Origin of the sequence: Mesorhizobium sp. M7A.F.Ca.US.005.03.1.1, assembly GCF_003997975.1 — a bacterium.
Classification (GTDB): domain Bacteria; phylum Pseudomonadota; class Alphaproteobacteria; order Rhizobiales; family Rhizobiaceae; genus Mesorhizobium; species Mesorhizobium ciceri.
On sequence record NZ_RZRO01000145.1, the window covers coordinates 1 to 11,493 of the forward strand.

14 protein-coding genes are annotated in these 11,493 nt (G+C 62.7%); 1 reads left to right on the top strand and 13 read right to left on the bottom strand.

Features of this window, described 5'->3' with window-relative positions:
• The 4 genes from EN990_RS33080 to rimP form a co-directional block, all read right to left on the bottom strand.
• Positions 1–184, bottom strand: a 184-nt coding sequence (locus EN990_RS33080) for a translation initiation factor IF-2 associated domain-containing protein (RefSeq protein ID WP_164766202.1), incomplete at its 3' end; no start/stop codon positions are given.
• Complete coding sequence (locus EN990_RS33085; protein WP_024503463.1) at positions 181–831, bottom strand: RNA-binding protein; 651 nt, start codon at positions 829–831, stop codon at positions 181–183. The genes EN990_RS33085 and EN990_RS33080, both read right to left, overlap by 4 nt.
• Positions 832–869: 38 nt before the next feature.
• Positions 870–2,465: a transcription termination factor NusA gene (gene nusA, locus EN990_RS33090; protein ID WP_013527896.1), complete on the bottom strand. Its 1,596-nt coding sequence runs from the start codon at positions 2,463–2,465 to the stop codon at positions 870–872.
• A gap of 49 nt (positions 2,466–2,514) precedes the next feature.
• A complete protein-coding gene (rimP, locus tag EN990_RS33095; protein WP_013527897.1) occupies positions 2,515–3,159 on the bottom strand; it encodes a ribosome maturation factor RimP in 645 nt (214 codons plus the stop codon).
• Between the two features lie 298 nt (positions 3,160–3,457).
• Here rimP and EN990_RS33100 point away from each other — a divergent pair, with 298 nt between their 5' ends.
• On the top strand, positions 3,458–3,631 hold the full coding sequence (locus EN990_RS33100) for a hypothetical protein (RefSeq protein WP_127369389.1): 174 nt from the start codon (positions 3,458–3,460) through the stop codon (positions 3,629–3,631).
• A gap of 60 nt (positions 3,632–3,691) precedes the next feature.
• On the opposite strand, the gene EN990_RS33105 is transcribed toward EN990_RS33100, so the two are convergent.
• From EN990_RS33105 to EN990_RS33145, 9 genes are all read right to left on the bottom strand, one after another.
• On the bottom strand, positions 3,692–4,393 hold the full coding sequence (locus tag EN990_RS33105) for a tRNA (guanosine(46)-N(7))-methyltransferase TrmB (protein ID WP_024503462.1): 702 nt from the start codon (positions 4,391–4,393) through the stop codon (positions 3,692–3,694).
• 23 nt (positions 4,394–4,416) lie between these two features.
• Entirely contained in the window at positions 4,417–5,682 is a 1,266-nt protein-coding gene (gene metK, locus EN990_RS33110) for a methionine adenosyltransferase (RefSeq protein WP_024503461.1), read from the bottom strand.
• Positions 5,683–5,851: 169 nt separating this feature from the next.
• Positions 5,852–6,271: a helix-turn-helix domain-containing protein gene (locus EN990_RS33115; protein WP_013527901.1), complete on the bottom strand. Its 420-nt coding sequence runs from the start codon at positions 6,269–6,271 to the stop codon at positions 5,852–5,854.
• Positions 6,272–6,412: 141 nt separating this feature from the next.
• The gene (gene lnt / locus EN990_RS33120; RefSeq protein WP_063171171.1) at positions 6,413–8,005 is read right to left on the bottom strand and encodes an apolipoprotein N-acyltransferase; all 1,593 of its coding nucleotides are present in this window, start codon (positions 8,003–8,005) and stop codon (positions 6,413–6,415) included.
• A 101-nt stretch (positions 8,006–8,106) separates the two neighbouring features.
• Entirely contained in the window at positions 8,107–8,577 is a 471-nt protein-coding gene (locus tag EN990_RS33125) for a VOC family protein (RefSeq protein ID WP_127369986.1), read from the bottom strand.
• A 16-nt stretch (positions 8,578–8,593) separates the two neighbouring features.
• Complete coding sequence (locus EN990_RS33130; RefSeq protein ID WP_027161765.1) at positions 8,594–9,724, bottom strand: hemolysin family protein; 1,131 nt, start codon at positions 9,722–9,724, stop codon at positions 8,594–8,596.
• A 28-nt stretch (positions 9,725–9,752) separates the two neighbouring features.
• Entirely contained in the window at positions 9,753–10,253 is a 501-nt protein-coding gene (gene ybeY / locus EN990_RS33135; RefSeq protein ID WP_032808361.1) for an rRNA maturation RNase YbeY, read from the bottom strand.
• 18 nt (positions 10,254–10,271) lie between these two features.
• Complete coding sequence (locus tag EN990_RS33140; RefSeq protein ID WP_023758127.1) at positions 10,272–11,264, bottom strand: PhoH family protein; 993 nt, start codon at positions 11,262–11,264, stop codon at positions 10,272–10,274.
• An 83-nt stretch (positions 11,265–11,347) separates the two neighbouring features.
• Positions 11,348–11,493 (bottom strand): TRAM domain-containing protein (locus tag EN990_RS33145; RefSeq protein WP_127388534.1); only part of this gene is annotated, 146 nt, incomplete at its 5' end.

Here is an 11,493-nt window from a genome sequence, read left to right on the forward strand (position 1 = left end):
GCTCCGGCTTGTCGCCGGGCATCGAGAACTTGCGCTTCTTGGTTTCGACGACGACCTGCTTGGTGCGGCCGTGCGAGAAGTTCTGGCGCACAGTGCCCTGTTCCATACCGGGGCGCTTCAGCGTCAAGGTCTTCTTCGGCGTCACACTCAGCGTATTGTCGTCACCCGATTTCGTATCGCTCATTCCATATCCTCTGCGGCATCATCTTCGTCAGCAACAGCCGCAAGCATTGCCAGATCGTCCGGGGAACCGCCCCGATACCGGTCGAGCGCAACCATGCGCTTCTGGACCGCCCTGCCCGCGTCTCCCGCGAGAACGGCAGCATGTATCACATTTGTACCCCCCAATGCCAAGCTCAACTCGGCCTCGGAGAAAAGTTTGTAGGCAAGGATAGCGGGCCCACCAAGATGGACCGTCGCCCGTCGCGCCTGGCTGATCTTGCGCACGCCGTCATCGGACGCCTCGGAAGCATGCAGCACGAAAAGCGCCAATCCGCCGCGCACCGCGCTCTCGACCTTGGTAGCACCAAGCGAAATTGCGCCTGCCTTGCGGGCAAGACCAAGCATGCCCAGAGCGTGCCTGGAAAGCAGCCCGTCGACCATGCCGCCAAGATCGGGCGGCACGACCACCTGTGCCTTGAAGGCGCGGGCAAAGAGGTTCTTCGCCGCAGCCTTGTCGATATGTAGGCGGTCGGCGCTCACCCAGCAACCGCGGCCGGGCAGATTTCTCTTGATGTCGGGAACGACGGCCGAATCCGGGCCGACGACGAACCGGATCAGATCATCCGGTTCGGCTTGTTTGCGCGTAACGATGCAGGTGCGATCGTTCATCTCGTCCAAGGGCGGGTTCGGTGCGATGCGGTTTCACCTCACGCACCAACGGCTTCGTCAGCCGAGACTTCTTCGGCTGCAAGCTCGTCTTCGGTGATCCAGCCGGCCTTGAGGCGGGCGGCCAGAACCATCTGTTCGGCGTCTGCGCGGGTCACGCCATGATTGGCCAGCACGCCCGGATAGACTTTTGTCTCGCCGTCCTTGCGTTCCTTCCAGCCGGTCAGGTCGTCGGCGGCATAGCCGGCGAAATCCTCGATCGTCTTCACGCCATCCTCGCCAAGCGTCACCATCATGGCGGTGGTGACGCCGGGGATTTCGCGCAATTCGTCCGAAACGCCGAGCGCCTTGCGCTTGTCGTCGTGCTCGGCCTCGATCTTCTCCAGATATTCGCGGGCGCGGGTCTGGATTTCGGAAGCGGTGTCCTCGTCGAAACCGTCAATAGAGGCGATCTCGCCGGAATCGACATAAGCGACTTCCTCAACGCTGGTGAAGCCTTCGGAGGCCAGCACCTGGCCGACCATCTCGTCGACGTCGAGGGCTTCCATGAACAGCGACGAACGCTCGACGAATTCCTTCTGGCGGCGTTCGGATTCTTCGGCTTCGGTCAGGATGTCGATATCCCAACCGGTCAGCTGCGAAGCCAGACGCACATTCTGGCCGCGGCGACCGATGGCCAGCGACAGCTGGTCGTCGGGAACCACGACTTCGATGCGTTCGGCATCCTCGTCGAGCACGACCTTGGCGACTTCCGCCGGCTGCAGCGCATTGACGATGAAGGACGCCGCAGAAGGCGACCACGGAATGATGTCGATCTTCTCACCCTGCAATTCGCCGACGACGGCCTGGACGCGGCTGCCGCGCATGCCGACGCAGGCGCCGACCGGATCGATCGAAGAGTCCCGCGAGATGACGGCGATCTTGGCGCGCGAACCTGGGTCGCGGGCGACCGACTTGATCTCGATGATGCCGTCATAGATTTCCGGCACTTCCATGGTGAACAGCTTGGCCATGAACTGCGGATGGGTGCGCGACAGGAAGATCTGCGGGCCGCGCTGCTCGCGGCGCACATCGTAGACATAGGCGCGGACGCGGTCGCCATATTTGTAGTTCTCGCGCGGGATCAGCTCATCGCGACGGATGATCGCTTCGCCGCGGCCGAGATCGACGATGACATTGCCGTATTCGACGCGCTTGACGGTACCGTTGACGATCTCGCCGATGCGGTCCTTGTACTCGTCATACTGGCGGTCGCGTTCGGCCTCGCGGACCTTCTGGACGATGACCTGCTTGGCCGACTGGGCGGCGATGCGGCCGAAATCCATGGGCGGCAGCTGTTCGGCGATGAAGTCGCCGAGCTGGGCGTCGGGATTGCGCTCGCGAGCCGAGGAAATGGCGATCTGCGTGGCATAGTCATCGACCTTCTCGACCACTTCCATCAGCCGCTGCAGCTTCATCTCACCGGTGTTCGGGTTGATGTCGGCGCGGATGTTGGTCTCCTGACCGTAACGCGAGCGCGCCGCCTTCTGGATCGCATCGGCCATGGCGGCGATGACGATCGACTTGTCGATCGACTTTTCACGCGCGACCGCGTCGGCGATCTGCAGCAATTCAAGTCTGTTGGCGCTTACAACCATCGTTTTTCTCCCGAGCTTGTTTGCCGGACCTTTGCGCCCGGCAGCTCAATCATAGTTCCTGTTCGTGTTCTTCCGTGGCGTCCGCTTCCGCACCCGACTCGTCGTCGTCCGGTTCGCCGCGGCGCTTCTTGGCTTCCTTGCGCGCCCTGTTGTCCTTCGACAGGGCATCGCGGATGAGATCGTCGGTCAGGATCAGGCGCACATCGGCAATCGCGTCATAGGGGACGCGCACCGTCGGCTCCTCGCCATAGGCTGCCTTGTCGCGCTCGATCAGCACATCGTCTTCGCCGGCTTCGGCGATCTTGCCCTTGAAGCGCTTGCGGTCGGCGACGACGATCGATGTTTCCATCTTCACCAGATGACCCGTCCAGGTCGTGAAATCCGATTTGCGGACCAGCGGCCGGTCGATGCCGGGCGACGAGACTTCAAGATGGTAGGCCTTTTCGATCGGATCATCGACATCGAGCGCCGGCGACACCGCGCGGCTGACCTCTTCGCAATCCTCGACGGTCATGGTGCCGTCCTCGCGTTCGGCCATGATCTGCAGCGTCAGCCCGTTCTGGCCCGACAGATGCACCCGCACGAGGCGGAAGCCGATGCCGCGCAGAACCGGCTGGACGATCAGCGCGATGCGCGCATCGATGCCGCTTTCGCGGATGATGCGATCGTCGCCCTCGCTTGCCGTTGCAGTCATTGAAGCCCTGTCGTTCTCTACCAAGTTATCGGCAGGTAATAAAAAAGAGCGGGACCGGGTGGACCCACTCTTCGTCATACCGACCAAGAATTTGAGGCTGATATAGACGATCGCGGCCTGTGTTTCAAGCCCGCTATGCTGGTCGGGCAACGCTGCCATCGAGGTGGCCCCGCCAGCGTTGCATGGAGCGCATGGCGCCCATGCGGCGGCCCCCATGGGATCGGCGCTGAAACGCACCTACTTACCCTGCGCTGCACAAAGGTGGCCGTGCGTCACACGTGCGCGAAAGGACATGATCATGAGCAATCGCAAGATATTTTCTGCAATAGGCGACTTCTTCACCGTATTCGGCAGCGCCGTGGCCGCTTCACGGGCCGTGGAAGCCGGTCGCAGGCCGCGCGCCGACGACCTGCGCAACCTCGGCGTCGAGCCTGCCGCCTTCGATCGCATCGGCCGCCGCTTCCAGCTTTGACGCAATTCCGGACGGAAAACCGTTTCACACTTTTCCTGGAATTGCTCTAAGACCGCGAGCTTATTTCCGAATGAAGGTAAGATAGGCGGGCCGCCGGCCCTCACGAATGGCCTTGGCCTCGTAACGGGTGCCCGGCCAACCATCATAGGGCCGGTGCCAGTCCGCCGCCTCGCAAGCCTGCCATGCGAACGCGCCATGCGCGCGGCAATGCAGCAAGGTCCAGTTGACATAAGTGTCGATGTCGGAGGCGAAGCGGAATTTTGAACCAGGCTTCAGCACGCGCGCGAACCGCTCGAGATTGACCGGGCTTACGAAACGTCGCTTCCAGTGTTTCTTCTTCGGCCAGGGGTCGGGATAGAGCAGATCGAGGCCGCCGAGCGAGGCCTGCGGCAGCCAGTCGAGCAGCCTTGTGGCGTCGTCGTCATAAACCCGCAGATTGGCGAGCGGTTTCTCGCGCACCGCCATCATCATCTTGGCCATGCCGTTGACGAAGGGCTCGACGCCGATAAAGCCGATCGAAGGCGCCTCGGTCGCGCGGTGCAGGAGATGTTCGCCACCGCCGAAGCCAATCTCGAGGCGAACCGCGCTGACATCGGTTTGAAACAGAGTTTGCAGATCGGCCGGCGGCTCGGCCGCCAGATCGAGCCGATATACACCGAAGCCGCTTTCCAGCGCGGCCGCCTGTTGCGGACGCATGGTCTTGCCGCGCCGGCGACCGAAAAAGGCTTCGGTCGCGCGGCTTGGTCTGTCCTTCGGATCCATGGCGGGACTTCGCGGCGCCGCTGTCAGGCGGCGACCGCGTCCTTGAGCGCCTTGGCGAGATCGGTCTTTTCCCAGGAGAAAGACCCATCACGGCCGGCCTTGCGGCCGAAATGGCCGTAGGACGACGTCTTGGCGTAGATCGGTTTGTTGAGATCGAGGTGACGGCGGATGCCCGACGGCGACAGATCCATCACCGTGCGCAGCGCGTCCTCGAGCTTTGCCTCGTCGACCTTGCCGGTACCATGCAAGTCGACATAGACCGACAGCGGCTGGGCGACGCCGATGGCGTAGGAAAGCTGGATGGTGCAGCGGTCGGCGAGTTTCGCCGCCACCACGTTCTTGGCCAGGTAGCGCGCCGCATAGGCTGCCGAACGGTCCACCTTGGTGGTGTCCTTGCCGGAGAAGGCGCCGCCGCCATGGGGTGCGGCACCACCGTAGGTGTCGACGATGATCTTGCGGCCGGTCAGGCCGGCGTCGCCGTCCGGCCCGCCGATGACGAACTTGCCGGTCGGATTGATGTACCACATGCAATCGTCGGCGATCTTGAGGTCGCCCAGCGCCTCGCGGATATAGGGTTCGACGACCTTGCGGACCTTCTTTGAATCCCAGCTCGCATCGAGATGCTGCGTGGACAGCACGATCTGCGTCGCCTCGGCGGCCTTGCCATCAACATAGCGAACGGTGACCTGGCTCTTGGCATCCGGCCCGAGCCTGCCGGCTTCACCGCTGCCTTCGTGACGGGCAGCAGCCAGCAGTTCGAGGATCTTGTGGCTGTAGTAGATCGGCGCCGGCATCAAATCCGGCGTCTCGCGGCAGGCATAACCGAACATGATGCCCTGGTCGCCGGCACCCTCTTCGCCCTGACGGTCGGCAGCGTTGTCGACGCCCTGGCCTATGTCAGGCGACTGGCCGTGCAGCAGAACCTCGATCTTCGCCGTTTTCCAGTGGAAGCCGGCCTGCTCGTAGCCGATTTCGCGGATCGCCTTGCGGGCGACCGATTTGAACTTGGCCGGATTGACGACCGGATGGCCGGCGGCATCCTTGAGGATGTTGCCTGCCTTGTCCTTCTTCAGCAGCGTTTCCGGGACGCGCACTTCGCCGGCGATGACGACACGGTTGGTGGTGGCCAGCGTCTCGCAGGCGACACGGACTTTCCACGGGTCCATGCCGGTCTTCTTGGCTTCGCGATAGACCAGATCGACGATCTCGTCGGAAATCCGGTCACAGACTTTGTCGGGATGGCCCTCGGCAACGGATTCCGAGGTAAAGAAGTAGTTCTGCCGCGTCACGGGTGTCCCCTCTTGAAAAACGATCGGCAGGCTGCCGATTTTGGCGCGCCACGTGTTAGCGGGGCGAAGCGCCGCTCGTCAAGCGGTGCTTCGGCTCTGGCATGAATGTCGATGCCGTTATCTTGTGCCACCGGCGGCGGGGCGCCGCCGGTCCTGGCGTGATTGAGGATCAGTCGGGATCGTCGGCGGAGAGGGACTTGACCAGGTCTATGATCCTGCGGCGCACCTTGGCGTCGGCGATCTTGACAAAGGCCCGGTTGAGCTGAAGGCCTTCAGGGCTGCCGCAGAATTCGACAGCGAAAGCCATCGAAGCGTCCTCGGCAAATCCCCGGCCCGCCACAGGCTCCTGGCCGGGCGCATCCTCAAAAAAGAAAGCGACAGGCACGCCGAGTATGGACGCGATCGCCTGCAGACGGCTGGCGCCGACGCGGTTGGTGCCCTTTTCATATTTCTGAATCTGTTGAAATGTGATGCCGAGGTTTTCTCCCAGCTTTTCCTGGCTCATTCCAAGCATGTTGCGGCGAAGCCGAATGCGACTGCCAACATGGATGTCGATCGGATTCGGTTTCTTCTTGTTATCTTCTGTCATTTTTTCCTCGCCGAATTTTTTCGGCTTTCTCTATTTTTTTCCTGCCCAAACAAAGCCGGAGGCAACTGCCCCAACAGAACGATCCACCGGCTTCGAGAAATTTTCAGGCACTTACAGTATGAGTTTCTAATGTGTTGGCTGTCAATTCACCCGTAGCCTTTGCCTTACGTTCAACAGCGCTGCCCCAACGGCAAACAGCAACATGATCAGCATTCCGTTAATGCGCCGTTGGCCGGGAGATATGAGCGCCTGTCCGGAAATCGGTATGTGGGCATCGATGGCGCCGCGCGCGTCGATAGCAAGCGCATCGACGATGCGCCCGCGCGGATCGACGACGGCCGAGATGCCGTTGTTGGCGGCACGCACCAATGGCAATCCATTTTCCACCGCACGGATCTGGGCCTGCCTGAAATGCTGATACGGACCCGGCGTGTCGCCGAACCACGCATCATTGGTAACGTTCACAATAAGCTGCGCTGACGCAGCGTCAACTGCCACAAGATCGGGAAAGATCACCTCATAACAGATAAATGGCAGCGCACGGATGCCGTCGGGCAGCGTAATGGCGTGCCGCTCATTGCCGGCCGCGAAACTCATCGGCCCGGCAACCAGTTGCTCGATGCCGAAACGCTGGAGCAGATCGGCGAAAGGCAGGTATTCGCCGAACGGCACCAGGTGAACCTTGTCGACGGCGTCGGTGATTTCACCCTTGTCGTCGATCGCCACCACGGAGTTGTAGTAGCGGCTGTCGGCATTTGCGGCCGAGCCGCCTTCCTCGCGGACGACGCCGGCAATCAGCATCTGGCCGGGTCCGAGCATATCCCCCAGCGCCGTCAATGCGTCCGGACGCTCGGTGAAGAGGAACGGCACCGAGGTTTCGGGCCACAGGATCAGTTGCGGCTTTTGATGGCCTGGATCCGGCGCCTTGCCCGAGAGCCCCATCAGGACCGCGAAGATGCGGTCGCGCACCGAGGCATCCCATTTTTCCGACAGGTCCACGGCCGGCTGGACAATGCGGACATCCAGGCTGCGTGAAGCTGGCGGTTCGGGAGCGGCAAGCCTGATATAGCCGAAGCCGACATGGGCAGCGACGAGCACGACAAACAGTGCCGCGCCGAGGCGCAGGTGCCGACGTGCCGCCAGCAGTGCCGGCAGTGCGAAGACGAACACCGCGAGCGCGTTCATGCCGATCATGCCCGTCACCGAGACGCTCTGCATCAGCAGCGGCACGGGCATGGCCGCGTAGCCGACGGCATTCCAGGGAAAACCGGTGAACAGGAAATCGCGCAGCCATTCCGCCAGGCCGAAGCCGAAGGCAAGGGCGGCGATGCGGCCAATGTCGTTGCTCCACAGCAGCCGGGCAACGATTGCCGCAAAGCCATAGAAAAAGGCGAGCATGAAAGGAATGCCGACCACCGCGAAGGGAAGCGCCCAGGCAAAGCTGTCGGCCTCGACCAGCAGCGCCGAGCCGATCCACCAGAGGCCGGCGAGGAAATAGCCGAAACCGAACCACCAACCGACGGCGAAAGCCGGCCGCAGACGCCGGAACAGACTGCCTGAAGCTTCGCCGGTGGCGCCGTCGAGCAGCCAGACCAGCAGCGGGAACGAGACGAAACAGGCGGCGAAGAAGTCGTAAGGCGCCTGCCCAAGCACCGCGAGGGCGCCGGCGAGAAACGCCACGAGCGCACGCCGCCAACCCCAAAGCAGAATTATCCGGCCGGTGAGGCGCTCCATGCATACTTCCGAGTCGCGAATCAGGACACAAGATTTAACAGGCTGCGCTCCGCGCTCCAAACGGCGGATGGGCTGGCTGAGATGCACAGCTCCGGCCCTGCCTACCGGTGCCAACCCTCGATTTGAACGCCCCCCAGCCGCTCGGCCTCCTCGCGCGGAACCGAACGGATGGTCTGCGTGAACGTCCAGACATGGCCCTCGGGGTCGCGTGCACGATACTGGCGCTCACCGTAGAACTGATCCGCCGGCTCCTGGATTATATCAGCGTCGAGGGCTCGCGCTTGCTCGCAATGCGCATCCAGGCCACCCTTCAGCCTGACATAGATCGACTGCGTGTTCTTGCCCGAGATCGAAGCCGGGCTGGCGACGTAATCGCTCCATTCGGAATCGACGATGATGTAGCTGTCGCCGAACCGCATCTCTGCATGGATGAGCTTTCCCTCGGCATCGCTGACCACCATGCTGCGCTCGAAGCCGAAAGCCGCCTCGAGCCAGTCCAGCGCGGCATGCGGATCCTTGTAGAAAACACCAGAGCCCAGACTTGGATGCTTGAACGGGTCGTCGATAGTCATCGTGCGAGCGAAACGCTCACGCCTGTTCGGTGCGCGCCGTGGCACGCCGGCGACGCTCACCCTTCTGGCTCTGCACGATGCGCACGCGCTTGACGCGGCGCGGATCAGCGTCGAGGACGTGAAATTCAAAACCGGGTATGGCCTGCACCACCTCGCCGCGGGCCGGAACACGGCCAAGCGTGTTGAAAATCATGCCGCCGATGGTGTCGACATATTCGCCATGTTCACCGGCGGCGAAATCCCCGCCGATCATCTTGGCGACGTCGTCGATCTCGGCCTTGCCATCGACGATGAACACGCCGTCGCCGCTCTGGGTGATCATCGGCTCGTCGTCGTCATGCTCGTCCTCGATGTCGCCGACCACCATCTCGACGATGTCTTCCAGCGAGGCAAGGCCGTCGGTGCCGCCATATTCATCGATGACCAGCGCCATTTGCGTGCGCGTCGTCTGCATGCGAGCCATCAGGTCGGAGGCGAGCATCGACGGCGGCACGAACAGCACCGGGCGGATCAGATTGAGGTCGCCAATGGTGCGTGCGAGATCGACCTGGGCGAGATCGAGAACCGTGGCGACGGGTGTTTTCCTGGTCGAGCGGCCCTTCTTGACGCGCGCGATCTTGGTGATGTGGGCCAGCACATCACGGATATGGACCATGCCGCGCGGATCATCGAGGGTCTCTGAATAGACCGGCATGCGGGAATGGCCGGATTGCTCAAAGGTGCCCAGCAGATCGCCGAGCGTCGTCGTGATTTCGACCCCTTGAATGTCGGCGCGCGGCACCATGACGTCCTCGACGCGCACTTCGCGCAGCCGCAGGATGTTGTTGAGCATGGCGCGTTCGCCGGGCGAGAAGGCGCCGGCATCGCTCGTTGTCTCGGCAAGCGCGCCGGCGATTTCCTCCCGCAGGCTGGTTCCGTTGCGTTGCCTGAACAGGCCAAGAACGCGGTCGAACAGGGAGGGACCGGCAGGCGATGTCTCGCTGGCAGCGCTGCCGATGCTGGCAGCACCAGAGGTGCCGGCAGCAGCAGAGGTACTGCTAGCACCAGAGGCAACGGTACTCGGACTTGATCCCTCTTCCGACGTATCGGAAGCCTTGGTTGCACTGCCGGCGTCGGGGCGGGCGGCAGTCTCTGGTTTGTCGTTCATCGTCGTCCGGTCAATTGGTCAGATGTAGTTACGCGTAGGGGTCGGGAATGGCAAGCCTTGCAAGCGCCGCGCGTTCGACGGCTTCCATCGCCTCGGCCTCGGCCTCGGTCTCGTGATCGTAGCCCAGCAGATGCAGCAGGCCGTGGATGACGAGATGGGTGATATGGTTCTCGACAGGCTTGTCTTCCAGTACCGCTTCATGGGCGACCGTTTCGGCGGCCAGCACGATGTCGCCCAGCATCGGCGGCAACGGACCGCCCTGCGCAAACGGAAAAGCCGGGAAAGACAAGACGTTGGTCGGTTTGTCCTTGCCGCGCCAGCCGGCGTTGAGAACCTGGATATGGGCGTCGTCGGAAAAAACGAGACTGAGTTCGGAACGGCCCGCCACGCCGATTTCGGCAAAAGCCGCCTTAACGGCCCGATCGACCAGCCGCGTCAGGCTTGCCTCGTCGGGCCAGTTGCCCGCCTCAACCGCTATGTCGATGTCGACGGGAATATTCCCGTCGCCGGATATTATGTCCTCAGGCATGAAGCCGCATCGCCAACATCAATTCTCGGCGCCGAGGCCACGCGCCAGCTTGGCGTCCCGGTCGTAGGCCCTGACGATTTCCGCCACCAGCGGATGGCGAACCACGTCGCCGTCGTTGAAGCGCACGGTGACCGCGCCCGCCACGCCGTCCAGCACCCGCAAGGCTTCGACCAGACCCGATTTGGTGTTCGAGGGAAGGTCGATCTGGGTCGGATCGCCGGTGACGATCATGCGCGAGTTTTCGCCCAGACGCGTCAGGAACATCTTCATCTGCATCGGCGTGGTGTTCTGCGCCTCGTCGAGGATGACGGCGGCATGCGCCAGCGTGCGGCCGCGCATGAAGGCAAGCGGCGCGATTTCGATCACTTCGGCGGCAATGGCGCGCTCGACCTTGTCGGCCGGCATCATGTCGTAGAGCGCGTCATAGAGCGGCCGCAGATAGGGATCGACCTTCTCCTTCATGTCGCCGGGCAGGAAGCCCAGCCGCTCGCCGGCCTCGACCGCCGGCCGCGAGAGAATGATGCGCTCGACCATGCCGCGCTCGAGCAGCATCGCCGCGTGCGCCACCGCCAGGTAGGTCTTGCCGGTGCCGGCCGGGCCGATGCCGAACACCAGTTCCGACCGTTCCAGCGCCCGCATATAGGCGTCCTGGTTGAGCGAACGGGCATAGATCGTCTTCTTGCGGGTGGCGATCTGGGCGGCGGAGACCTTGCCCTTGCGTTCCAGCGTTGGCAGGGTCAACTGATCGTCGGCGGCAATCGCCATGCGCACGGCGCCGTCAACGTCGGACTGGCCGATATCGACGCCTTTCTGGAGAATGCCGTAAAGATTGTCCAGGGCGCGGCGCGCCTGCTCGGCGGCAGAAGCGGACCCTTTGATGGTCAGCTGGTTGCCGCGTGAGCGGATGTCGACGCCAAGCTTCTGCTCGAGCCGGGCGAGGTTTTCGTCGAACTGACCATAGAGGGCGCTGGCAAGCTTGTTGTTGTCGAAAGTCAGAACGATGTGCGCCATGTCAGAAGCCCCAGATGCCGGTACCGGGGGCAGGTTCTTCAGCTCTGCTGCGCTCAACCGTCTCTCCTCATCTGCCGAGACCCTCAGGCCAATTCGGCGAACAGGCTGTTGTAGCCCGTCTTCGTGATTCGCACCTGGATAATGTCACCGATTTCGCCGGCCTTTTCATCAACAATAACCGGCTGCAGCCAAGGTGAGCGGCCTACCTTCTGGCCGGCCTGACGGCCGG